We start from the raw sequence: 23436 nt of genomic DNA, 5'->3' as shown, positions 1-23436 counted from the left end.
TGATGGTGTCCGCATTACATATGCGTATGAAATTTATAATGGGGATGGTCAGATAGCGATCAGCGGACACTCAAAGCACGTATGCGTCAAAAAAGAAAGCTTTCGTCCCATTTCAATCCGCAGAATGTTCCCTGACTGGCATGAGGCCTATGAGAAAGCAAAAAGAGAAAAGGATTAATACATAAATGTGACTGCAACTTGTCGACTGGAAAAGAGGAAGTCAAAATGGCATTTGGGGTGAGCAGAAGAGAATTGAATGAGTGGAAAGAACGGGTCGGAAGAGGAGAAGTGGCCTTTATAACACACTTTTGGGTGGATGATCGATTTCCTGACGTCAGTTCTGTTACGAAAGCAGGCTGCGCAGATATCGAGAAGCTTTCTGAATGGGGAAAGAAGTATGGATTAAAGAAGGAATGGATTCACATGCGGCACGACGGTTATCCTCATTATGACCTAATGGGAGAGACTCAGCGGCATGTCTTGAAAGAGGAAGGACTCCAGAACCATATAAAGCGTTTTCTGGAGTAAGAATAGAAGGCTGAAGCCTGTTAATTAAGTCAGGCTTCAGTACTCACTTACTTTTTGTATTCATAAGACGGTTCTTCGAGTTCATTATTAAATTCCACATATAAATCGTGACCGTCAAAGAACCATAAATCTCTTTCTTCAACAAAAAATGTGCGGTTATCCTTTTCGATTACTTTTCCTGCATCTATCGGTTCTTCCTTATTTACACCTAAAGAAAAACTGTCATGCAGAGGGCTGGAACCTCCATATCGTACATAAAAACGAACATATTCTCCTTCCTCTACGAGCATTTCGTTTTTAAACCACTTGAGGGCGTCTTTTGAAATATGTATGTCCACGCGTTTTCAGACTCCTTTCTCCACACTCATACTTGCATCCGTCCAATTATGGACGTGAGGCCGTTTTTATATTATAAACATAAAGAAACCGGAACATCTACTAATTCGCACAGGAGTTGATACACATGAAAACACAAGCCCTTTTATATTACATTGGAGCCTTTATTTTTGGAGGAATGGGATTATTAACTATTTTTCAGCTCGAAAAAGCAAGCTACAAAATGGAGGCAGGAACATTTATCATAGCAGCTGCCCTCATTTATTATGGGATGGTGACCCTCTATTATAAAAGCAGGAAATCGACGTTTATGATGGTTAACTTGGTCCTGGCCGTTCTTGCCCTTGCCGGGATTTTCTTTAATGGCGTACTGTTTGGGAGCCATTAACTATTACAACAAACAAAAATAGAGCCGACGTCTTTTAAAAGACGTAAGCTCTTTTTTGATTTTGGCTCTGTGATTCTGGTACCTGCCGGTAATGGATGAAGCAAATGCTATCGGCGCATATCAATTCATTCGATTCATTCTATTTGACCATCACGTTCAAGCTATTGAGGAACTCCATTCAACATATGCGAAACCATCTCATCTTCCGTATATGTGATAAACCCATTTTTTTGGGCAAAATCAAGCGGATAAATACGATAATTTTTATAGTTATTTTCAGCTACAAAAGTAGGATGAAACTCAATTGATGGATACGTAATGACAGACCCGGCAGGATTTCTCTGCTTTTCAATCTGAACCTCCGCCATACCCCCGATGTCTTTAAAATCACCTTTTTGGCCAGATAGGAAATTCCCCAGAGAATAGATGACGACGGCATCGCGTCCGTCACTTGTTTTATACGTCTGAATCGGCTGTAGTACGTGAGGATGGTGGCCAAAAATGATGTCAGCACCCTTTTCAGTTAGTACCTTCGCAAGCCTTTGCTGTTCATCCGTCGGAAAACGCTGATACTCATTTCCCCAATGAAGGCTCATGACCACCAGATCAATATCCATTGTTCTGGCTTTCTTGACCTCGGCAATCATCTTCTGTTCATCCAGAAGATTGACTAAGTAGTCCTTTCCTTCAGGGACAGGAATCCCATTTGTGCCATACGTATAGGAAAGAAGTGCAAATTTGATTCCGTTTACATTGAATGTGCGGATCTTTTCCTGATCTTCCAGATTTTTAAAAGCACCTACATACGGCATTGAGATCTCTTCATAATAGTCGATTGCACTCAGAAGTCCTTCTTCACCCTGATCCAGTGAATGATTATTTGCAGTAGTTACTGCATCAACGCCTACATCCTGCAGAGACTTTACGATCTCTTTTGGGCTATTGAAGAGAGGATAGCTTGATAAACCAATTTCACTTCCGCCAGGAGTGGACTCCTGATTGGCAATCAGAAAGTCAGGTTTCGACAGCATTTCCTTTACAGGTGCAAACATTGGTAAGAAATCATATTGAGAGCCTGATTTTGCATCATTATATACTGTGTTATGAAGAAGGATGTCTCCGATGGCTGCAATGCTGGCAGTAGATTTCATCGTTTTTCCTTCTGCCTGCACTTCTCTTGTTGCATGAAGAAGGGAAGTACCCTTTCCAGGCTGCTTATCTGAATTCCAGCTTTTGTACTGGTCCGTAACGATATATCCTATAACCAACAGTAATGGAATCACTAGTATCATGCTTGTTATGTACAACTTTCTGTTCATGTCCAAACCCCTTTGTCCTCATTTCATATATTCCCCTACTATTTTACAGGAAAAAATTGAAAAGCGGGAGATGCAATTTTTGTAATCATTATAGACGAAATCCAATAGAATTAATCGTGTATTAAATTATACTCAACACCTTTCTCAGCCGAATGGTTGCCACAATTATGCAGCAGCCTCATCGACGAAAATCGGCAAATGAAAAACGGCTTAAAACCGTTCATTTCGCCTCCTCTTACAGAGTGAAATGACTAGTTTTAAGCCGCTTCATTTTCAAAGCCACTTAATTTTAGGTTCAGTTCTGTTTTTGATACGTACAATATTTGCACGGTGTCTATAGATTACGAAGAAGGCAAGTACACCGACTACGACCATCAAGGGAATATCCCCAGTGAATAAAGTATAAGTAAAAGCAATAATGGCAGCAATAATAGATGATAATGATACGTATTTAGACACATACAAACCGAGAAAGAAAACGGCAAGTAATATCAGAAACAATAGCGGATCGTATCCCAAAAGGACGCCACCTGAAGTTGCAACGGCTTTTCCGCCCCTGAAGTTTGCAAAAAGAGGATACATATGACCGATCACTGCAAAGATACCTGCCACCAGCATAAACATCTTTGGTTCAACACTGAATAACAGAGGTAACAATGTAGCGGCTGTTCCTTTAAGGATGTCCATGATGGTTACGATCAGGCCAGCCTTCACCCCCAGTGTTCTGAAAGTGTTTGTACCGCCAAGATTTCCGCTCCCATGCTCGCGGATATCGATACCGTAAAATTTTTTTCCGATGATTAAACCAGAGGGGATGGAGCCCAGAATATAGGCTATAACAAGAATAAGGGCATAAATCATGATCACTGCTCCTTTAATTATATAGTATTAAAGTATAAATTTACCTGGAGAATTGTCCAGCTCCGGCGGCTAGAAGCTCGAGACATAAGTCATGCCATCCAAAAAGGCAAAGTGCGCCTTTATGGCTGCCCTGTCTTATGCTTGTCGCTTCTGAACGAGCCGTCTCCGCTATTCGATTTGTCCAGCTCCGGCGGCTAGCCCTCGAGGTCATAAGCTGAATGGTCCAAGAAGGCAAAATGCGCATTCCCGGCCCATTCAGCTTATGCTTGTCGGGGCTGAGCAAGCCGCCTCCGCTTTTCTTATGTATTGCGTTCTCTATTTTAACATGTTTTTGATTAAAACAGGGAGAAAATCAGGATTTTTTTAGTACCTGTTCATAAAACTAGATAATATTTTATAATATAGACCGATATTACATGTTTATCCTCTTCAATATGGTAAAATGAATACACTTTATTATTTGGCTGCGTTAAAGGGGATATTGATTTGAAGTGAGCCTTTAACAGAGCTTATATTTATTGAATTGAAGGTGAGCTTTTCTATGCATTTGTTTTTATCGGCGTTTCAATGGGTGGCGTTCATGGTTGCCGGATCTATTGCGGCTCCAATAGCGATCGCTGATTTATTTCAGCTGTCTCCATCAGAGACCGCCGGGTTCATACAGCGGACCATATTCGTGTTGGGAGCAGCCAGTCTCATTCAAGCGCTTATCGGACATAAACTGCCAATCAATGAAGGACCTGCAGGCCTGTGGTGGGGTGTATTTGCCATCTATGCTGGATTTTCAGGGACTCTATACAGCAGCCATACAGAAGTATTAACTGTTCTACAAGGCGGCATGATTACCAGTGGAATCATTTTCTTTCTGCTGAGTGCTACGGGTTTGTTAAAAAGATTGACTTCCTTATTTACACCGACCATTACCTTTATTTATTTGATGCTGTTGATTTTGCAGCTGAGCGGTTCATTTGTTAAAGGAATGTTCGGCATCAGCGGTGAAGAAGGGACACTCCAGCCAGTCGTTTTGCTCGGAAGCGTGTTGACGATCCTTATAGCGCTATATTTCTCCAGCCATAAAGTAAAGTGGGTACAACAATATTCCATCATTCTCGCTCTAATTGCAGGATGGCTCATTTTTGCGGGAATAGGACTAGGAGGACTAGAATCCGTTTCAAGCTCATGGTTCGCTTTACCAGAAATATTCGTATTTGGTGCACCTGAATTTGATACAGGTGTCGTCATTACGTCAGTGTTCATCACCTTCCTGCTGACGACCAATATGATTGCATCGATCAGAGTGATGGAGGAAGTGATGAAGACCCAAGGTGAACCTGTGTATGAACGGTATACATCAAGCGGCTTTGCTTCAGGGATCAATCAGCTCTTGGGAGGTGTATTTTCTGCCATCGGTTCTGTTCCGATATCCGGTTCAGCAGGATTTGTGACTGCGACGAAAATGTACCGCCTTCTACCATTCTTAGTAGGAAGTGCAATGATCATCCTCATTAGCCTGGTTCCCAAAGTGATGAATGTATTTGCAAGTTTACCAGCGCCGGTCGGGTATGCCGTCACAACAGTCATTTTCATTAAGATGGTCGGCCTTGCCCTGGGAGAATATCAAAAAGAAACGAACTTGGAGCGTACGCATTTTGTTGCTGGCATTTCTCTGATTGTCGGAGTGGGTGCCATGTTCGTTCCCCCGGCTGCGTTTAAAGATGTTCCTGTGGTAGCAGCTTCCATACTCAATAACGGACTCATTCTCGGTACAGTAACGGGCATATTGGTAGAGCAAACGATCAAGTCAAAAACGGATAAATCCATGAAAGGCGAGTAAACTATTTGTTTACTCGCTTTTTTTCGTATAGCATTAGCAGTGGAAGATTTTTCATCAAAGACTGCCCATATGTTTACCTATTTGGTAATGGGGGTATTCTTAATATGTTTAGATTAGATTTCAGGCAGGTGGTTAAATGATTGATTTCAAAAATGTCAAAAAAGTATACGAGGACGGGACAGAAGCGATTAAAGGAATCGACTTGACGATTCCTGAAGGTAAGCTTGTCGCGTTGATTGGTCCAAGCGGATGTGGTAAAACGACTACGATGAAAATGATTAACAAACTGATCGGGCTGACCAGCGGGACGATTACGATCAATGGCAGGGATATTTCGGAAGAAGATGAAGTTGAATTGAGAAGGAATATTGGATACGTCATTCAACGAATCGGACTCCTTCCTCATATGACGATTGAAGAGAATATTAGTCTGATACCGAAACTAAAAGGATGGAAGAAGGATAAATACGAAAGCAGAGTCGATGAATTGATGAACCTCGTGGGACTGGAACCCGGTATTTACCGAAAAAAATACCCCCTTGAAATGAGTGGAGGACAGCAGCAAAGGGTAGGTGTCATACGCGCACTTGCTGCAGAACCGCCAATTATCTTAATGGATGAACCATTCAGTGCCCTGGACCCCATCAGCAGGGAGCAGCTGCAGGATGAACTGAAGAATATTCAAAATTCAATACATAAAACAATCGTCTTTGTCACTCATGATATAGACGAAGCGTTAAAAATCGCTGATGAAATTGCCGTCATGAGGGACGGAAGAATTGAACAAATCGCAACACCCCAGGAATTGATTTCTTCACCCGCCAATGACTTTGTACGTTCATTTATCGGAGAGCATCGATTGGATGAAGGCAAAAAGGGAGTATTGGTGGGGGATATCCTCGATGAAAATCCGATTTTCCTCGAGTATGAAGAATCTGAATATGAAACGATTCCCCACGACGCGTCACTTTCAGAAGCCGCCGGTATATTTGTTACCAAAGAGCCTCATACACTGATCGTCACCAAAGACGGAAAGCGCATAGGAAGTGTATCCAGAAGTGATATCCTGAAAGCTGTCGCATCAGAACATAGAAGGGAGGATCCGTCACAATGATGCATACCCTTTCGCTATCATTTATTAATACGCTCACGACCCGTTCTGATGATATCATGACCGGACTGGTTGAACATCTTTATCTATCCTTCATCTCGATATTCATTGCGATTGTAATTTCCTTACCTCTTGGAATCTATATATCCAGGAAGAAGCAGATAGCAGAATTCTATATCGGGATAACTGCGGTCTTTCAAACGATACCCAGCCTGGCTTTATTCGGATTTTTGATCCCTCTGCTAGGTACGGGAAGTACAACGGCGATCATTGCGCTGACTGTCTATGCGCTGCTTCCGATTCTCAGGAACACATTTACCGGGATTGCGGGAGTGGATGAAGGTGTCATAGAAGCGGGAAAAGGAATGGGAATGACCAATTCACAGCTCTTATTCAAGATTGAGCTGCCGCTGGCCCTGCCTTTCATCATGGCGGGGATACGCACGGCCACAGTTTTAACGGTCGGTGTTGCCACGCTTGCGACATTCGTGGGAGCAGGGGGACTCGGTGATTTGATTTACCGGGGTCTATCTACTTGGAATAATTCACTTGTCCTTGCCGGGGCAATCCCGGCTGCACTCTTGGCATTATTCTTTGATTTTCTGTTAAGACTTTTGGAAAAGGCAACAACACCTAAAGGGTTGAAAGCCCGAAAATAATCCAAACAAAAAGGAGCATACATATGAAAAAGTTACTTACCCCTTTCATTATCCTGCTGGCAGCCTCGATCATCATTGCAGGCTGCGGCAATAACGGAGGGAAGGATACGATTACGGTATCCGGGAAAATGTGGACAGAACAATTTATCCTGACTCATATCATGGCTGAGTTACTTAAGGAAAAGACAGACCTTGATGTGAAGGTTGAAGAAGGTTTAGGGGAGGTATCGATCCTGACTCCGGCTCTTGAAAAAGGGGATATCGATGTATATGTTGAGTATACAGGTACCGGACTGGAAGCAGTACTTAAAGAACAGGCAGCGGAAGGAGCTTCCGGTGACGAAATACTGGATCAGGTTCGAAAAGGATATGAAGAAAAATTCAATGTAACATGGCTTAAGCCTCTTGGTTTTGAAAATACGTACACTCTTGCGTACACAGAGGATCAGGATTTTGATGCGAAAACATTTTCTGACTTAGTACCTCTTTCAAAGGACCTGAGCTTCGGTGCCCCGCACCAGTTCTATGAACGCGAGGGAGACGGCTACGATGCTTTTTCAATAGAATACGGCTTCGAATTCAAGAAAAAAGAGAGCTATGATCCAAATATTATGTATGAGGCTGTGAAAAATGGCGATGTAGATATCATCCCGGCCTTTACGACCGATGGAAGAATCGAACGATATAATCTAAAGTCAACGAAGGATGATAAAGGCTTCTTCCCGCCATATGATGCAGCACCGATCATCCGTCAGGAAGTACTGAAAGAGCATCCTGAGGTGGAAGATGCATTAAATGAATTAGCAGGTCAGATTTCTGAAAAAGAAATGAGTGAAATGAATGCAAAAGTGGATATCGATAAAAAAGAACCAAAAGATGTAGCACGTGAATTCCTCATTTCAAAAGGATTAATAAAAGAATAAGCAAAGATAGAGTGAATCCTTTTCTCCAGGGTTCACTTTATCTTTCGGAGAGCATATTCATAAAATTTTGAAAAATAAAGGAAATTATGCTATAAAAATAGAATAGGACTTTAGAACGTATACAACAGATATTCAAAAGGACGGTGCATTCTCATGATCGAAAATCCAACCCGTGAAGAAATGGGTCAACTATTGAAAAACTCCAAGCGTATTGCAGTCGTTGGGTTAAGTGACAATCCGGAACGTACATCTCATTCAGTGTCTAAGGCGATGCAGGATCAAGGCTATGAAATTATCCCGGTAAACCCTACCATCGATTCAGCCCTTGGGATAAAAGCGGTTTCTTCATTGGAGGAAATCGAAGGAACCGTAGATATTGTCAATGTTTTCAGGCGTTCGGAATTCCTTCCCGATATTGCAAAAGAATTTGATAAAATAGATGCTAAGGTATTCTGGGCCCAGCTCGGTGTCATGAATGATGAAGCTTACTCTTTCCTCAAAGAACGCGGGTATACAGTGATTATGGATCGGTGTATTAAGGTTGAACATGCTTTAACCAAATAGTTCTCACTAGGTGCAAGCGGCGTCTACCGCTTGTTTTTTTTCGGATAATTGATTTAATCGCTTTCACAGCGGATGATTGAAGCTTTAAAACAGGGGGATACCCCCCTGGAGTCCCGCAGTAATCAGAAAATTAATTTGCGAAAATGAAATAAAACGCTACAATATAGCATAGTGGTTTACTTAAAATGAGGAAAAACAGGTAAACGAACAAATGTTCTTATGTTATAGTAATTGTAGAACATAGAATCCGTATTGAAGTTCAGATACGGGCAGTGAAGTTTGAAAGGGGAATGTTCGTGGCCGACAAGAAACAGTCCATGGCTTATAATGATGATGCAATTCAGGTTTTAGAAGGCTTGGAAGCCGTTCGAAAAAGACCTGGTATGTACATTGGCTCTACTGACTCCAGAGGGCTGCATCATTTAGTATATGAAATTGTAGATAATGCAGTAGATGAAGCACTAGCAGGCTTCGGTAATGAAATCAACGTCACCATACATAAAGATAACAGTATTTCCGTACAGGATAGAGGGCGAGGGATGCCAACAGGGATGCATAAAATGGGGAAACCGACCCCTGAGATCATCCTGACCGTCCTTCATGCCGGCGGGAAGTTCGGTCAGGGCGGCTACAAGACAAGCGGCGGTCTACATGGAGTCGGGGCTTCAGTCGTTAATGCGCTGTCGGAATGGCTCGTCGTTACAATCGAGAGAGACGGCATCAAGTATGAACAGCGCTTTGAAAAAGGCGGAAAACCCGAAACAACTTTAGAAAAAATCGGTAAAACCAAAAAGTCGGGTACGCTTATACATTTTAAACCCGATCCTGAAATTTTCAGTTCAACAACATATAATTACGACACACTATGTGAACGTTTAAGAGAATCCGCCTTCCTTTTGAAAGGCTTGAAAATTGAAATTATAGATGAACGTCATGATCAAAAAGAAGTGTTTCACTATGAAAGCGGCATTCAGGCCTTCGTCCAATACTTAAACGAAGAAAAAGACAGCCTTCACAATGTTGCGTTCTTTGAAGGCGCGAATCATAACATTGAAGTGGAATTTGCGTTTCAGTTCAATGACGGATTTTCTGAAAATATCCTGTCCTTCGTCAACAACGTACGTACAAAAGACGGCGGCACTCATGAAGCAGGTGCCAAGACTGCCATGACAAGGGTGTTCAATGAGTATGCACGTAAAGCAGGAATCCTTAAAGACCGTGATAAGAATCTGGAAGGGACGGATATCAGGGAAGGCCTTGCAGCGATTGTATCTGTCCGCATCCCGGAAGAACTCCTGCAATTCGAAGGACAGACAAAAGGAAAGCTAGGTACAAGTGAAGCCCGCTCAGCGGTGGATTCCGTCGTTTCAGAGCACCTGCTGTATTTTCTGGAAGAGAACCCGGATACAAGCTCGCTCTTGATCAAAAAATCGATCAAAGCGGCTCAAGCGCGTGAAGCTGCACGAAAAGCCCGTGAAGATGCACGTAACGGAAAAAAACGAAAACGTTCTGAAACGGTGCTGTCAGGAAAGCTGACGCCTGCCCAATCGAGAAATCCGCAGCGGAATGAACTGTACCTGGTAGAGGGTGATTCTGCAGGAGGTTCTGCAAAACAAGGGCGTGACCGGAAGTTTCAGGCGATCCTGCCTCTCCGTGGTAAAGTCATCAACACAGAAAAGGCTAAATTACAGGATATTTTCAAAAATGAAGAAATCAATACCATCATCCACGCCATCGGCGGAGGAGTAGGACCTGAATTCAACGTCGAAGACATCAACTACGATAAGATTGTGATCATGACCGATGCCGATACGGATGGGGCACATATCCAGGTATTACTGCTTACCTTCTTCTACCGCTACATGAAACCGCTGGTTGAAGCCGGGAAAATTTACATCGCCCTGCCTCCGCTTTATAAAGTGAGCAAAGGAACAGGAAAGAAAGAAAAAATTGAATATGCTTGGACAGATGAAGAGCTTCAAGGTGCGATGAAAAAAATCGGTAAAGGGTATATGATCCAACGATATAAGGGTCTTGGTGAAATGAATGCAGATCAACTATGGGAAACGACCATGGATCCGGAGACAAGAGCACTGATCAGAGTAAGAATCGATGATGCTGCACGTGCTGAACGCCGTGTCACGACGCTGATGGGCGACAAAGTCGAACCACGCCGTAAATGGATCGAAAGCAACGTAGCATTTGGCTTGGAAGAAGACGGAAGCATCTTGGAAAATGAAAACATCACGGTCGCAGAGGAGGGGTAATACATGACAACAGTAGAAAGATATCAAGATTTGCCTCTTGAAGAGGTACTTGGCGACCGATTCGGACGATACAGTAAATATATTATTCAAGAACGTGCACTACCCGATGCACGTGACGGACTAAAACCCGTTCAGCGACGGATTCTTTATGCCATGTATGTTGACGGTAATACCCAGGAAAAAGGCTTCCGTAAATCAGCGAAAACCGTCGGTAACGTTATCGGTAATTATCACCCTCATGGTGATACTTCCGTATACGATGCCATGGTACGGATGAGTCAAACCTGGAAAGTACGGAACTACCTTGTAGAAATGCATGGTAATAACGGAAGCATAGATGGCGATCCCCCAGCCGCAATGCGTTATACAGAAGCAAGACTTTCTGCCATCTCAATGGAATTATTGCGTGATATCGATAAGAGTACAGTAGAGTTCATTCCAAACTTCGATGATACGTCAAGTGAACCTACCGTACTTCCTTCCAGATTTCCCAACCTGTTAGTGAATGGATCGACGGGAATATCTGCAGGTTATGCAACGGACATCCCGCCTCACCATTTAGGTGAAGTGATTGATGCCACAATCATGCGCATGGAAAAGCCAGCGAGTTCGGTCGATGATTTAATGACTGTCATCAAGGGGCCGGATTTCCCTACCGGAGGAATCATCCAAGGCGTTGACGGCATCAAAAAAGCCTATGAAACCGGGAAAGGAAAAGTCGTTGTCCGTGGAAAAGCTGAAGTTGAAAATATCCGCGGAAGTAAGCAGCAAATCGTCATCACAGAAATTCCATACGAAGTGAACAAGGCGAATCTCGTGAAAAAGATGGATGAATTCAGAGTGGACCGCAAAGTAGAAGGCATCGCAGAGGTCCGGGATGAGACAGACCGTGAAGGATTGCGCATTGTTATCGAACTGAAAAAAGATGCAGATGCAAACGGCGTGCTGAATTACTTATACAAGAATAGCGATCTTCAGATTTCATATAACTTTAATATGGTGGCCATACATAATAGACGTCCTAAGCTCATGGGTCTGAAAGGCTTGCTGGACGCCTATATCGAACACCAAAAAGAAGTGGTCACGAATCGTACCAAGCATGATTTAAAGAAAGCAAGCGACCGTCAGCACATCGTTGAAGGTTTAATGAAAGCATTATCCATCCTTGACGAAGTGATTGCTACGATCCGTGCATCGAAAGATAAAAAAGATGCGAAGAATAACCTGATTGATCAGTATCAATTCACTGAAGCTCAATCCGAAGCAATCGTCAGCCTTCAATTATACCGTCTGACGAACACAGACATCACTGCACTGCGTAATGAAGCAGAAGAACTTCAGAAACTGATTGCGGAATTAACCGCGATCCTCGAAAGTGAGAGTAAGTTATATAGTGTCATCAAGAAAGAATTAAAAGCGATCAAGAAGCAATTTGCAGATGCAAGAAGAACACAAATTGAAGATAAAATTGAAGAAATCAAGATCAACCTTGAAGTATTGATTGCAAGTGAGGACGTTATGGTGACAGTCACCCGTGACGGGTACATTAAACGCACGAGTCTTCGTTCATACGGAGCATCAAATGGGCAGGATCTTGCTATGAAAGAAACGGACAGGCTGCTTGCTCAGTATGAAATGAATACCACTGATGTACTCCTGGTGTTCACCAATAAAGGCAACTACATATACTGCCCGGTCCATGAGCTGCCTGACATCCGCTGGAAGGACCTCGGCCAGCATGTAGGTAACATCGTTCCGATCGATCGCGATGAACAGGTATTAAAGGCGATGCCTATTAAAGAGTTCAAAGAGGACCAATACCTTCTGTTCATTACGAGGAACGGTATGACGAAGAAATCTGAGCTTTCTCAATATAAAGCTCAACGATATTCGCGGCCTCTTGTCGCCATCAACCTTAAGGGTGATGATTCATTAGTTGACGTTCATCTGACGGATGGAAAACAGGATCTGTTCCTGGCCACTAACCTAAGCTACGGTTTATGGTTTGCAGAAGAAGATGTAAGTATCGTCGGCCCGAGGGCTGCAGGTGTAAAAGGAATCAATCTGAAAGAAGACGACTTTGTCGTTTCAGGTAGTGTCATCACTGACCCTCTTAAAGAGTATGTATTCCTGGTCACTCATCGCGGAGCAGTGAAAAAGATGAAGCTCTCAGAGTTCGAAAAGACAACCCGTGCCAAACGAGGTGTCATCATGCTCCGGGAATTGAAATCGAATCCCCATCGAGTAGTTCGAATCGAAGTTGTCAAAGATACAGATACGGTTGAACTAATTACGAAAAAAGGCAAGTGTGAAAATGTAAAAATAACGGATCTTCGGGCAAATGATCGATACTCCAATGGATCATTCGTCATTGATGAAGCTGAAAGCGGTCCGGTTGTAGATACTTGGGTGAAACCAGACGAAAATAATGAATAAACAAAAAAACGGCTAAGGATTCCTTAGTCGTTTTTTTGTGGTTTGATTTACTGAATGGATATAAACGCCGAATTGCTGTACAGATACAACACGTGTAGGTATGGGTGATGCTGTGCAAAACGCTGTAGATATCGCAACTTATCACACAAAGAAACTGAAAGAGCTATCATAAAAACATAAAATATTTTTGCAACAGTATATAAATAACATTGATTGAAAAACTTTTATTTGATAGATTAAGGAAGTGTCACTAAGGGTATACATACATAGGTTCGCACATTTTACATTATATTACATCAGGGAGGGAATACATGTATGGAATTATTCAATACCATACTCGGTACGTTAAATGAGTTTATGTGGTCCTATATTCTCATTGCAGCTCTTGTAGGACTGGGACTTTATTTCTCACTGCGTTCAAAGTTTGTTCAGTTTCGCTACATTGCTGAAATGGGTCGGCTGCTGACAGATAAAACAACGATCTCAGCAGAAGGAAAAAGAGGTATCTCTTCTTTCCAGGCCTTCACAATCAGTACAGCATCCCGTGTGGGTACGGGTAATCTGGCAGGTGTAGCCACAGCCATTGCAGGGGGTGGACCCGGAGCGGTATTCTGGATGTGGTTGATTGCACTGCTCGGAGGGGCTACCAGCTTCATTGAGAGTACGCTGGCTCAGATTTATAAAGTGAAAGATGGAAAAGATGGATTCCGAGGCGGTCCAGCATATTATATGGAAAAAGGGCTGAACGCCCGCTGGATGGGGATTCTTTTTGCTGTCATTATCACTTTCTGTTTTGGATTAGTGTTTAATTCAGTACAATCCAATACCATTTCGCTGGCAATGGAGGGTGCATATTCCTTTGACCGTTTAACCACTGGGATTATTCTATCCGTATTGACAGCTGTCGTTATCTTTGGGGGGATCAAGCGGATCGCTCACGTGACCCAGATACTGGTCCCTGTAATGGCCATACTTTATATTATTCTTGCACTATATATTTTAATCACCAATATCACACTGCTTCCCGATATGTTCGTCATTATCTTTGAAAGTGCATTCGGCTTCAGGGAAGTTGTGAGCGGTGGAGTTGGAGCAGCGATCATGATGGGGATCAAGCGAGGGCTGTTCTCCAATGAAGCCGGTATGGGTAGTGCTCCGAATGCCGCTGCAACTGCCGGGGTCACACACCCTGTAAAACAAGGATTGATACAGACTCTCGGTGTATTTATGGATACATTGATCATTTGTACCGCGACCGCCTTCATGATCATCCTGTCAGATCAATATACAGCGGGTATCGACGGTATTCAATTAACACAAGCTGCATTGAGTTTCCATGTCGGTGAATGGGCAAATACATTTGTAGCGGTTGCCATCTTCCTATTTGCCTTCAGTTCTGTTATCGGTAACTACTATTATGGTGAAACGAATATCGAATTCATCAAGTACAGTCCTGCTGCTCTGTTCATCTACAGACTTGCAGTGATCGGTATGGTTATCTTCGGTGCAGTCGTGAAGCTTGATGTCGTCTGGGGGCTCGCAGACTTATTCATGGGTCTCATGGCCATCATCAACCTCATTGCCATCACCTTGCTGACCAGGATTGCTCTTGCAGCTCTAAAAGACTACCGTGCACAGAAAAAACAAGGGAAAGATCCTGTATTCTACTCCAACTCCATTGAAGGGTTAAAGGGAATTGAATGCTGGGATGAAAAACCGGGAACTAAATCCCAGAATCATTGATTATGAAAAACCAACTCATGAATTGAGTTGGTTTTTTTACATACTTTTTCCTTAATTGGTGATGATAATAGAGAATTATCTTACCGAGGAGAGGACACTATGCGTAAAGAGTTATTGTTTGCTTTTGGTGCTTTTTTCATTTTATCTCTACATGCAATTGCCGGGAATTTTACGGATGTAACGAATGAACAAACTAAGGTCGATCAAATGACACTCAAGTCTTACTCTAAAGATGTCACAGGAGATGGGAAAAAGGATAAAATCGACCTGAAGGCCATTCCGTTTTCACCTGATGCATTATTTTTAAAAGAGGTATGGGCAGAGATCACAACATCCAAAGGCAGTGAAATCCGAATCGATTATGAAGGTGGTTATGAGCCTAAGATAGAGTTTGTAGATTTAAATCATGACAAGATAAAGGATATGCTGTATTCTGCTGCAACAGGAGGGAGCGGCGGACTATATAACATGGATCTGCACACACTCGCAGATAATAAATTACTTGATCTGGGGCTGCCTGAAGGACTGACAATCCAGGCTCAGTTTCAGGACGACTATAAAGCTGTTATTTCATTCACTGACACAAACCAATCCTATACGGTTGATTTAAGCGACCGGAAAGATGAATATGAACGACTTGGTATCTTTACCGACGGGAAATTGAATGAGCCGATGGAATTGATGGTTCTTCATACTGCCTTTTACGAACCTGCAAAGATAAAAGGAAAGCCCGGGAATGGGTTAAAAGGATACCAGCAGATCAGCGGTGCATATAAAGCTGATGGAATCGGCACAGCTGTTTCTTATTGGTACTACGAAAAAGGTAAATGGAACTTGATTGAAATAAATTGGCAGGAGGACTCGAGGCAGAAGCACAGAAGATAGGCGATTGACATACACTATTATAAGCCCAATTCTGAAGGAGGCTTATAGATGAGTGATTTCAATCCTGAAAAGTTATCTGTTACGTATTTGCCGCCTGCATCAATCTTTAATCCGATTGATAACAGAAAGTACACACTGACTCACTCTGATGCAACCGGGGATTTATTCTTAAGTGTCGGCTGTCATTATGATCTGAAGAAAATAAACACACAAATGAGAGATGAAGTTCTCGGGGAGTGGCGCCGCGAACAAGGACAATACACATTGTGCGGGAAGGTATATGTGAGTGGAGGAGAATTTGATGCTAAGCTATCCGAAGTCCGGTTCATGATATTCAAAAAGGAGCTTCCACTTGCATTGGCAGCAATCGTAAATGGGGATCAGGGATTTTTCACGTATTATCCGTGGCTTCTTGATGCTCCTGTTTACATTTATTTTGAATCGGTATTTGATGAATTTAATCAGGTAATTTTTTTCGGCACTCCGAGACAGTACTTAAAAAAGTGAATCATGCATAGAGAGCGGTGGCTCTTTATGCTTTTTTAATGAATGAAACCATTTCAGGACCATATACGTATTAAGAGTTGATAGGAGGGACTTATATGCGGTTTTATTCTAAAAAGGGGACAGTGCTGTTCCCCATACTTATACTTGTATTGATACTAATGGCAGGTTCATCACTGGCTTCATTCCTGGAATGGGATTTCATTCAGCGTATTCCCGGGATGGATGAATCCGAACCTATTTCTTTGTTTGTTACTGTACCTTTAATGGCCTTGATCATATGGTTGATTACGGCAACTTATTACGAAATAAATGGGGAAGTGCTTAAAGTCGCAGCGGGACCGATCCGATTCAACATTCATATTCATACAATCTGTGCTATTGAAGCGTCAAACAATCCGTTATCAAGCCCGGCGTTATCATTGGACCGTCTTAAAATCACATACAACCAGCGCAATACTGTGCTGATTTCACCGAAACATAAGCAGGAGTTTATAAATGAGCTATTGAAAATTAATCCGAATATCAGGATTGATTTGAAGAAGCAGTAAACGAACGGTAATTATGTAAACTAGAATCAATATGGATGAGAAGCTGGAATTAAGGAATCCAGTGAAATCGTTCAAATTGATTTTTAATTGGAACAATAAAACGATGATGAAATAATTATGAAATAAATTAAAATAAAATGAAAATAACTAACTTAAATTGGATTGATGAAAAATTTATGGAGTGATGATCAAATTTTTATCGGATGAATCGATAAATGCCAAACAATAGATTAAACGAATTTTTTTATTTTGTCTCAATATTAATAGTATACTTATGATACGAGACGAGATTATTCATTATTGTTTAGGTTCCTAGAATATATATTATGTAAAGTAGAAAAATAATATATAATTACATCTCCTCTTTTTACCTAATTAAAAAACAGGCTTTCATTAACTCTTTAAAGCCTGTTTCTCTAAGAATCTTTTATATTTTTCAACCAGATACAGATCTTTGTATTGATATATCCAATTAGCAAATAAAGAAATATTATCAAGACCTGTAATATAAATTCGGTAATACGTTTCAAAATCTTTTAACCAAGGTTTTAGATTATGTGACTTAAATATTTCATACAAAGATATACTAAAATCTCTAGATCCACTCACTATACAAACACAGTTCCGGCTTTTATAAATGCTTCCATCTCCATCAAAATAACCTCTTATGAAGTGGCTTAAGTAAGGTTCTGGTATTGTTGGGAGTTGAATACTCAATGATTTATTCGGTTGAATTCCATGGAGTATCATAAGATCCTCTTTAAGTATTTTGCTATGAATTCCTAAGGTGTATACTCCTGTATTAGGGTTTTGAACAAATGGATGGTTAGACTGCAGTTCTATCTTTATTTGTTCAAGTATCTCTATGTTTTTTTGAGAAAAGCTAATTGATGAAAAATCTTTATTAACACATCCATCTGCAGCAAAAAAACCCAAGATATAAGCCATATTATTCGACCATGTCTTAAAATAATGCTCATTCACTTCATATTTACGCTTCCAGCTTCCTTTGGGTCTTCTCTTTACATTGTTTTTACGCAATACCCGGTTTACATAACGCACCGAAACGTTTGCAATCTCTGCAATTTCCACTGTCCTCGTGCCTTCTTCGTATAATTTGACCATTTGTTCCGCTTCTAAGGTGCATTTCTTCTTTGCCATAATCAGCACCACCTTATTTATCATTAATTCCATTATACGAACATTTGTTCTTAACTGCAATTTTAAGCACTTTCAGTGAAAATTTTTACGATTTAACATAAATTGCTATCACTCTTTTCACGGCTTTAAGTTTATTCATTATGCTGTCTGGTTATTGATTAATGAACATCATTTTATAGAAATGAGGGATTTAATATGCGGGAAAATAAAGATCAAATAAAAGGAAAACGTAAGCAAACCGAGGGAGATTTAAAGAAAACTTGGGGCAAACTTACGATGGATGATCAAAAAGTCGGGGAAGGCGAACGCGACAAGGATAAAGGTAAAGTTCAAGAAAAGTTCGGCGATGTGAAGGAATCCATCAAGAAAAGTTGGTAGCTGCAGTATGGTGCTTGACCTTATAAGCGTGGAAGCAACACCTCACATACTCTAAAAAGGAGGATTCACCTGTTTACAAAAAAACAGGTGAATCCTCCTTTTGATAATTTCATTTATTAATTTATGGAGCTTTTTAAGATCTCAGACCTACCCAGTAAACCCTTCCATCAGGTATTCATACAAATACTCCCCTATCCTCGCCAGCACTTCACTCCCTCTTCCATTATTCTTCAGTCCATCAATCAAAACCGCAGCATAGATCGTATGTTCCTTATGCCGTAAAATCGCGCAGTCATGCTCAATGCCCGGCAACTCACCGGTTTTATTAGCTACATAGATATGATCACGGTTAATCTTTGCCGGTAGCTTTTGATTAAATTGCTGGTTATGAAGCATCTTCAGCATCGATTCACGGCTGTTTGCGTGAAACATTTCATCTTGATCAATAGCCTTTAAGCAGGTAAGCGCATCGAAAGCAGACATACGATTATCAATCCCTGACTGCATAGCATCAAAATCCATCAGTTTACGATTTAATTGTGTTTCTTTCAGTCCGATTCGTTTACTCATTTCATTGACTGCAGTCATCCCTATACGGTCGATTAAAAGATTGGTTGCCGTGTTATCAGAAACAATGATCATCAACGTGAGCAAATCGTGAATCGTCACTTTCGAATGCTGTGATAAATGGCTAAGAACCCCTGCTCCTCCCACTTTATCCGCTTGGGTAACAGGAAGGATCTCATATGGATGAAGTTTACCATCCTGAATCTGACGGAACCCTTCAAGTAAAATCGGAAGTTTGATTAAGCTGGCTGCTGAATATTGTACTTCACCATTATGCTTTATGGAGTATTCCGGAAGTTCGATGGCCAAGCTCAGGCGGCCTTGTCCTTCATCAATCACTCTTTGAATCTTTTCCTCCAATACTTTAGCTTTGATAGCATTCATTATTTCGTTGCAGCCACTTCATCATGATCTTTTCGTATCGCTTTGTCATACAGATGGCATGCTACATAGTGATTTTCCTCCACCTCATGCCATTTCGGCACAACCGACTCACAGGCTACCATTGCAGCAGGACACCGGGTGCGGAACACACAGCCGCTCGGGGGATTTATGGCACTTGGGATCTCTCCCTTCAGGATCATTCTTTCCCTTTGATCCTCTACATCCGGATCTGGAATCGGAATCGCTGAAAGCAAGGCTTGCGAATAAGGATGAAGAGGCTTTTTATATAATTCATTGCTGTCAGTCAACTCGACGATATGACCGAGATACATAACGCCTATCCTGTCGCTGATATGCTTAACCATGGAGAGGTCATGAGCGATGAAAAGGAAAGTCAATCCCTTTTCATCCTGAAGCTTTTTCAACAAATTGACGATTTGTGCCTGTACGGATACGTCGAGTGCTGAAATCGGTTCATCTGCAATGATGAATTCCGGGTCCAGAGCAAGAGCACGGGCAATCCCTATCCGCTGTCTCTGTCCGCCGCTGAACTCATGAGGATACCGGTTCGCATGATCACGATTCAGTCCCACATCTTCAAGAAGCTGATAGATTCTCTCCATCCGTTCTTTTTTATCCTTGTATAACCCATGGGCTTCCATTGGTTCCGCGATGATTTCACGTACAGTCGACCGGGGATTCAGTGAAGCGTAAGGATCTTGAAAGATCATCTGCATCTTGCTGTAAAAAGAACGCTTTTCCTTTTCCGTCAAAGTGTGGACATTCTTCCCGCTATACGATACTTCTCCCTCTGTTGTGTTATAGAGTCCGATGATCGTCCGGCCTGTAGTGGACTTTCCGCACCCTGATTCCCCGACCAGCCCAAATGTTTCACCTCTATAAATTTCAAATGAAACGTTGTCCACTGCCTTTAGCACTTTCCCTTTCTCAAGGGTGAAATACTTCTTCAGATTTTTGACTTCCAAAAGTTTTTGATTTTTCACGATGCATCCCCCGTCTCCTGCCAGTAACGTCTTGCTGCACATAGTTCTTTTTCATAATAGGTGCCTTCGAGTGTGATGATTTCAATCGTCTTACCTGTATTAGGTGAATGGATCATCATTCCGTCACCGTAATAAATGCCAACATGGTGAATGCTTCCTTTTCCTTCTTCATAAGCAAAAAATAGGAGGTCACCTGGATTTAAATCATCCAGTGGAACTTTTATCCCTTTCTTTGCCTGGTCGCCAGCATCCCGGGGGATGACATATCCATTGGCTTTACACATTGAATAACTGAAGCCTGAGCAATCAAACCCATAACTGCTCATGCCTCCCCACAAGTAAGGCAGGTCAAGGAATGCTTCTCCTGATTTCACGATATCGAATCCATCCCCTTTTCGATCTTTGACAGCTTCAGTTGAAATATAAACATTCTCCCGCTTTACATATTTTATTCCCGATGGAGTGCGTACCGCTAGCAAGTCACCATCTTCCCTTTCAATAGATAAAGAAGTTAGAAAACTTAACTCTAGTTCTTTTTCGCCTTCTTCTGTTAATAAATCAGCGAATTCACTTGTTATAATGGCAAACAGACCCGATTCCGATTGAGCAGCAGGCTTGCTCAGCTGCACGGAAGGAACCCAGCCCGGGTAGCCCCGCTCGTCTTTTGAGGAGGGCTGGTCTAGGACTATCACAAGTGACCAGTCTTCTTTTTCTTCGAGTACCAATACCTCTTGACCAAATAATGCTTGCGACTGGATACGGTTCTCATCACAGAGGGCAAGTCTTGTTTCGTGTGTTAACGAGTCGAGCCATTCCTTGATGTTTACAGGATTGGATACTGCGGATGCATCAAGTGCGCGTGCTGAATCAGGTGAAGTCCAAACCGTTGCTACCGGTACATTGACTGCGGCTTTTTTACTCATATGTATTCCTCCATTTACTTTAATGAATTTGTACTGACTTGACCCCGAGGCCAGGAGAGTCGGGGAAGGTGATCGTTCTGCCGTTATATTGAATACCGCCTGCTACGATGTCGTCAGAAAGCATCAATGGTGCATCGAAGTCAAACCTTGTGATGTTCTTCTTGCTTGCTGCAAAATGGGCTGCAGCCGTTATACCAAGGCGGGTTTCGATCATACTGCCAACCATGCATTCCACTCCGCAAACCTCAGCAAGATCGTTGATTTTCTGCGCCTGATAAATACCGCCAGCCTTCATCAGCTTTATGTTGATGAGGTCGGCACTTCGCGTTTTCAAGACCTGAAATGCCTGCTGCGGTGAAAACACACTTTCATCAGCCATGATGAGCGTATCGACATTGTCCGTTACTTTCTTCAAGCCTTCCAGGTCATGTGCTGGGACAGGCTGCTCCACCAACTCGATATTCAGGTCCATGTCTTCCATTTTTCGAATCGCTCTCACAGCCGCTTTTGCTTCCCACCCCTGGTTTGCATCGAGACGGATCTGTATCGAGTCTCCGATAACCTGTCGGATTGCCTGGATGCGTTTGATGTCAGTTTGGATTTCATCTTTTCCTACCTTAATCTTCAGGATATTAAAACCGCGCATGCTGTATATCAAGGCATCTTCCGCCATCTCTGCAGGACTGTTCACACTGACGGTATAGTCGGTTTCCAAGGTGTTCCTGTATCCACCCAAATATTGAAAGAGCGGGAGTCTGCTATGCTGGGAGAGGCAGTCATAGATGGCCATGTCGACAGCGGCCTTTGCACTTTGATTGCCTACCAGGAGCTTATGCACTTTCTGGAATATAGATTCATGGTTTAATAGGCATCTTCCAACAAGGGCAGGTTTCAGGATGTCAATGATGGCCGATTCAATACTTTTTAGGCTGTCACCAGTAATGACCAATGTTGGAGGGGCTTCTCCCCAGCCTGTGATCCCGTTATCGCAAACCATCCTGACTCCGATTGCTTCAGCAGTATGCACTGTTCGAAGAGCCGTCTTGAATGGCGTATGAAGTGGAACTGATACACGAAATGTCTCTAGCTGAACGATATTCATGATTCGTTAACCTCCTCCTTTATGCCGCTTTCGACAATAAGTGTTTTTTCTTTTGTATTCATTCTGCCGACTGAGCCGACCGGAATGGCGAGACATGGGGACGAGTGACCGATGAGAAACCCTTTCATTGCCGGTTTATTCGCAGGCTTAATATACTCATCGAACAATTGATCCAAGGTGAGAGACTCTTTTCTCTTATCGGGTCCGCAGTTTTTGAAGTCCCCGATGATGATCCCTTCTGCATCCTGGAATTTCCCCGCCATCTTCAACTGGTTCAGCATGCGGTCAACTTTATAGGGCTCCTCATCGATATCTTCTATGAAGAAGATCTTCCCTCTTGTGTCCACTTCATAATCAGTCCCCAGTGTACTCACTAATAGGGTCAGATTTCCTCCTATTACGGGACCGCTTGCCTTACCCTCAACTATAGTGTCAAGAAGAGCGGTTTTATGAGTAAACTCAACCCTCTTTTTTTCGAAAAGCTGCCCAAAAGACTGCTTGGTTAACTCATGAACATCCGGTAAACCAATATCAGAGCTCAGCATCGGTCCATGAAATGTCACCAGCCCCGTTTTTTGGTGAATGGCTGTATGTAGAAATGTAATATCACTGTATCCCCAGAAAATTTTGGGGTTTCCTGCAATCAGATCATAGTCCAATTTTGAAACCAGACGCCCTGTGCCGTATCCGCCGCAAGCGCATATAATCGCCTTAATTTCAGGATCCATAAACATCGTATGTATATCTTCTGCCCGCTCTTCATCCGTTCCTGCCAAATAGCCATATTTGTGATGGACAGACGAACCAACCTTCACACCCAAGCCCAATTTTTCCAGAAACGAAATAGCCTTTCCCAGCGCTTCTTTTTTGGGTGGACTTGCGGGAGCAATAATCCCGACTGTATCACCTTGTTTCAGCTTCGGAGCTTTTATAGCCACCATGCATTCCTCCTTTACTAGAAAAAGAGGGAGGAGACTCTTTGGTGAGAGTCTTCTCCACTCCGTTTTT

At 42.3% G+C, this 23436-nt stretch carries 24 protein-coding genes; 15 read left to right on the top strand and 9 right to left on the bottom strand.

The genetic code is table 11. From position 1 onward, the window contains the following. Together ACXAFV_RS20670 and ACXAFV_RS20665 are read left to right on the top strand one after the other, a co-directional pair. The coding region (locus tag ACXAFV_RS20670; protein WP_475129257.1) for an acyl-CoA thioesterase at nt 1–178 on the top strand (178 nt) is incomplete at its 5' end. Nucleotides 179–225: 47 nt separating this feature from the next. Continuing rightward, entirely contained in the window at nt 226–528 is a 303-nt protein-coding gene (locus tag ACXAFV_RS20665) for a hypothetical protein (RefSeq protein WP_475129246.1), read from the top strand. A gap of 47 nt (nt 529–575) precedes the next feature. Here ACXAFV_RS20665 and ACXAFV_RS20660 read toward each other — a convergent pair whose 3' ends face one another. Next, entirely contained in the window at nt 576–866 is a 291-nt protein-coding gene (locus ACXAFV_RS20660) for a HesB/YadR/YfhF family protein (RefSeq protein WP_475129244.1), read from the bottom strand. 125 nt (nt 867–991) lie between these two features. On the opposite strand from ACXAFV_RS20660, the gene ACXAFV_RS20655 reads away from it, so the two are divergent. Further along, nucleotides 992–1252, top strand: a complete 261-nt coding sequence (locus ACXAFV_RS20655) for a hypothetical protein (RefSeq protein ID WP_475129243.1) — start codon at nt 992–994, stop codon at nt 1250–1252. Nucleotides 1253–1413: 161 nt separating this feature from the next. Here the strand turns inward: ACXAFV_RS20655 and ACXAFV_RS20650 are convergent, their stop codons facing one another. Beyond that, entirely contained in the window at nt 1414–2571 is a 1158-nt protein-coding gene (locus ACXAFV_RS20650; RefSeq protein ID WP_475129242.1) for a CapA family protein, read from the bottom strand. A gap of 273 nt (nt 2572–2844) precedes the next feature. After that, entirely contained in the window at nt 2845–3432 is a 588-nt protein-coding gene (gene plsY, locus ACXAFV_RS20645; RefSeq protein ID WP_475129240.1) for a glycerol-3-phosphate 1-O-acyltransferase PlsY, read from the bottom strand. A 541-nt stretch (nt 3433–3973) separates the two neighbouring features. Between plsY and ACXAFV_RS20640 the strand changes: the two genes are divergently transcribed. The 11 genes from ACXAFV_RS20640 (at nt 3974) to ACXAFV_RS20590 (ending at nt 16909) form a co-directional block, all read left to right on the top strand. Further along, nucleotides 3974–5266, top strand: a complete 1293-nt coding sequence (locus tag ACXAFV_RS20640; protein ID WP_475129239.1) for a purine/pyrimidine permease — start codon at nt 3974–3976, stop codon at nt 5264–5266. Between the two features lie 136 nt (nt 5267–5402). Further along, nucleotides 5403–6380: an ABC transporter ATP-binding protein gene (locus tag ACXAFV_RS20635; RefSeq protein WP_475129237.1), complete on the top strand. Its 978-nt coding sequence runs from the start codon at nt 5403–5405 to the stop codon at nt 6378–6380. Then, nucleotides 6377–7036, top strand: coding sequence for an ABC transporter permease (locus tag ACXAFV_RS20630; RefSeq protein ID WP_475129236.1), 660 nt, complete (start codon nt 6377–6379; stop codon nt 7034–7036). The genes ACXAFV_RS20635 and ACXAFV_RS20630 overlap by 4 nt, the downstream gene beginning before the upstream one ends. Before the next feature lie 23 nt (nt 7037–7059). Further along, a complete protein-coding gene (locus tag ACXAFV_RS20625) occupies nt 7060–7959 on the top strand; it encodes a glycine betaine ABC transporter substrate-binding protein (RefSeq protein WP_475129235.1) in 900 nt (299 codons plus the stop codon). A gap of 153 nt (nt 7960–8112) precedes the next feature. Then, nucleotides 8113–8523: a CoA-binding protein gene (locus tag ACXAFV_RS20620; protein ID WP_475129233.1), complete on the top strand. Its 411-nt coding sequence runs from the start codon at nt 8113–8115 to the stop codon at nt 8521–8523. Nucleotides 8524–8840: 317 nt separating this feature from the next. After that, nucleotides 8841–10790, top strand: a complete 1950-nt coding sequence (gene parE / locus ACXAFV_RS20615) for a DNA topoisomerase IV subunit B (protein WP_475129256.1) — start codon at nt 8841–8843, stop codon at nt 10788–10790. 3 nt (nt 10791–10793) lie between these two features. Beyond that, on the top strand, nt 10794–13226 hold the full coding sequence (gene parC, locus ACXAFV_RS20610; RefSeq protein WP_475129232.1) for a DNA topoisomerase IV subunit A: 2433 nt from the start codon (nt 10794–10796) through the stop codon (nt 13224–13226). Nucleotides 13227–13541: 315 nt separating this feature from the next. Then, complete coding sequence (locus tag ACXAFV_RS20605) at nt 13542–14969, top strand: alanine/glycine:cation symporter family protein (RefSeq protein ID WP_475129231.1); 1428 nt, start codon at nt 13542–13544, stop codon at nt 14967–14969. 99 nt (nt 14970–15068) lie between these two features. Continuing rightward, on the top strand, nt 15069–15854 hold the full coding sequence (locus ACXAFV_RS20600; RefSeq protein WP_475129229.1) for a hypothetical protein: 786 nt from the start codon (nt 15069–15071) through the stop codon (nt 15852–15854). A 48-nt stretch (nt 15855–15902) separates the two neighbouring features. Continuing rightward, the gene (locus ACXAFV_RS20595) at nt 15903–16361 is read left to right on the top strand and encodes a staygreen family protein (RefSeq protein WP_475129228.1); all 459 of its coding nucleotides are present in this window, start codon (nt 15903–15905) and stop codon (nt 16359–16361) included. 95 nt (nt 16362–16456) lie between these two features. Beyond that, nucleotides 16457–16909 (top strand): PH domain-containing protein, encoded by a 453-nt coding sequence (locus ACXAFV_RS20590; RefSeq protein ID WP_475129227.1) that lies wholly within the window; start codon nt 16457–16459, stop codon nt 16907–16909. Between the two features lie 393 nt (nt 16910–17302). Here the strand turns inward: ACXAFV_RS20590 and ACXAFV_RS20585 are convergent, their stop codons facing one another. Beyond that, on the bottom strand, nt 17303–18070 hold the full coding sequence (locus ACXAFV_RS20585; protein WP_475129225.1) for an LAGLIDADG family homing endonuclease: 768 nt from the start codon (nt 18068–18070) through the stop codon (nt 17303–17305). 195 nt (nt 18071–18265) lie between these two features. Between ACXAFV_RS20585 and ACXAFV_RS20580 the strand changes: the two genes are divergently transcribed. After that, nucleotides 18266–18448 (top strand): CsbD family protein, encoded by a 183-nt coding sequence (locus ACXAFV_RS20580; RefSeq protein ID WP_475129223.1) that lies wholly within the window; start codon nt 18266–18268, stop codon nt 18446–18448. 147 nt (nt 18449–18595) lie between these two features. Here the strand turns inward: ACXAFV_RS20580 and ACXAFV_RS20575 are convergent, their stop codons facing one another. Genes ACXAFV_RS20575 through ACXAFV_RS20555 form a run of 5 tightly spaced genes read right to left on the bottom strand, consistent with a single transcriptional unit; the run spans nt 18596 to nt 23369 of the window. Further along, nucleotides 18596–19399 carry a serine hydrolase gene (locus tag ACXAFV_RS20575; protein WP_475129222.1) on the bottom strand — a complete coding sequence of 268 codons (804 nt, stop codon included), beginning with the start codon at nt 19397–19399 and terminating at the stop codon, nt 18596–18598. Beyond that, nucleotides 19399–20403 (bottom strand): ABC transporter ATP-binding protein, encoded by a 1005-nt coding sequence (locus ACXAFV_RS20570; protein ID WP_475129220.1) that lies wholly within the window; start codon nt 20401–20403, stop codon nt 19399–19401. Before ACXAFV_RS20570 ends, ACXAFV_RS20575 begins: the two co-directional genes overlap by 1 nt. Beyond that, nucleotides 20400–21326 (bottom strand): C40 family peptidase, encoded by a 927-nt coding sequence (locus ACXAFV_RS20565; protein ID WP_475129219.1) that lies wholly within the window; start codon nt 21324–21326, stop codon nt 20400–20402. Before ACXAFV_RS20565 ends, ACXAFV_RS20570 begins: the two co-directional genes overlap by 4 nt. Nucleotides 21327–21345: 19 nt before the next feature. Continuing rightward, entirely contained in the window at nt 21346–22428 is a 1083-nt protein-coding gene (locus ACXAFV_RS20560) for a dipeptide epimerase (protein ID WP_475129218.1), read from the bottom strand. Continuing rightward, on the bottom strand, nt 22425–23369 hold the full coding sequence (locus tag ACXAFV_RS20555) for a S66 peptidase family protein (protein WP_475129216.1): 945 nt from the start codon (nt 23367–23369) through the stop codon (nt 22425–22427). Before ACXAFV_RS20555 ends, ACXAFV_RS20560 begins: the two co-directional genes overlap by 4 nt. Between the last annotated feature and the right edge of the window lie 67 nt (nt 23370–23436).

Source organism: Rossellomorea sp. ABR4_012 (genome assembly GCF_056159545.1).
Note: the sequence above shows the minus strand (reverse complement) of the source record. Positions and strands in the feature narration are given on the sequence as shown.

Bases quoted from the DNA above. Each gene is read 5' to 3' on its own strand.
- ACXAFV_RS20665 (WP_475129246.1), top strand. From the start codon at position 226: ATGGCATTTGGGGTGAGCAGAAGAGAATTGAATGAGTGGAAAGAACGG.
- ACXAFV_RS20655 (WP_475129243.1), top strand. From the start codon at position 992: ATGAAAACACAAGCCCTTTTATATTACATTGGAGCCTTTATTTTTGGA.
- ACXAFV_RS20650 (WP_475129242.1), bottom strand. From the start codon at position 2,571: ATGAACAGAAAGTTGTACATAACAAGCATGATACTAGTGATTCCATTA.
- plsY (WP_475129240.1), bottom strand. From the start codon at position 3,432: ATGATTTATGCCCTTATTCTTGTTATAGCCTATATTCTGGGCTCCATC.
- ACXAFV_RS20640 (WP_475129239.1), top strand. From the start codon at position 3,974: ATGCATTTGTTTTTATCGGCGTTTCAATGGGTGGCGTTCATGGTTGCC.
- ACXAFV_RS20635 (WP_475129237.1), top strand. From the start codon at position 5,403: ATGATTGATTTCAAAAATGTCAAAAAAGTATACGAGGACGGGACAGAA.
- ACXAFV_RS20630 (WP_475129236.1), top strand. From the start codon at position 6,377: ATGATGCATACCCTTTCGCTATCATTTATTAATACGCTCACGACCCGT.
- ACXAFV_RS20625 (WP_475129235.1), top strand. From the start codon at position 7,060: ATGAAAAAGTTACTTACCCCTTTCATTATCCTGCTGGCAGCCTCGATC.
- ACXAFV_RS20620 (WP_475129233.1), top strand. From the start codon at position 8,113: ATGATCGAAAATCCAACCCGTGAAGAAATGGGTCAACTATTGAAAAAC.
- parE (WP_475129256.1), top strand. From the start codon at position 8,841: ATGGCTTATAATGATGATGCAATTCAGGTTTTAGAAGGCTTGGAAGCC.
- parC (WP_475129232.1), top strand. From the start codon at position 10,794: ATGACAACAGTAGAAAGATATCAAGATTTGCCTCTTGAAGAGGTACTT.
- ACXAFV_RS20605 (WP_475129231.1), top strand. From the start codon at position 13,542: ATGGAATTATTCAATACCATACTCGGTACGTTAAATGAGTTTATGTGG.
- ACXAFV_RS20600 (WP_475129229.1), top strand. From the start codon at position 15,069: ATGCGTAAAGAGTTATTGTTTGCTTTTGGTGCTTTTTTCATTTTATCT.
- ACXAFV_RS20595 (WP_475129228.1), top strand. From the start codon at position 15,903: ATGAGTGATTTCAATCCTGAAAAGTTATCTGTTACGTATTTGCCGCCT.
- ACXAFV_RS20590 (WP_475129227.1), top strand. From the start codon at position 16,457: ATGCGGTTTTATTCTAAAAAGGGGACAGTGCTGTTCCCCATACTTATA.
- ACXAFV_RS20585 (WP_475129225.1), bottom strand. From the start codon at position 18,070: ATGGCAAAGAAGAAATGCACCTTAGAAGCGGAACAAATGGTCAAATTA.
- ACXAFV_RS20580 (WP_475129223.1), top strand. From the start codon at position 18,266: ATGCGGGAAAATAAAGATCAAATAAAAGGAAAACGTAAGCAAACCGAG.
- ACXAFV_RS20575 (WP_475129222.1), bottom strand. From the start codon at position 19,399: ATGAATGCTATCAAAGCTAAAGTATTGGAGGAAAAGATTCAAAGAGTG.
- ACXAFV_RS20565 (WP_475129219.1), bottom strand. From the start codon at position 21,326: ATGAGTAAAAAAGCCGCAGTCAATGTACCGGTAGCAACGGTTTGGACT.
- ACXAFV_RS20560 (WP_475129218.1), bottom strand. From the start codon at position 22,428: ATGAATATCGTTCAGCTAGAGACATTTCGTGTATCAGTTCCACTTCAT.
- ACXAFV_RS20555 (WP_475129216.1), bottom strand. From the start codon at position 23,369: ATGGTGGCTATAAAAGCTCCGAAGCTGAAACAAGGTGATACAGTCGGG.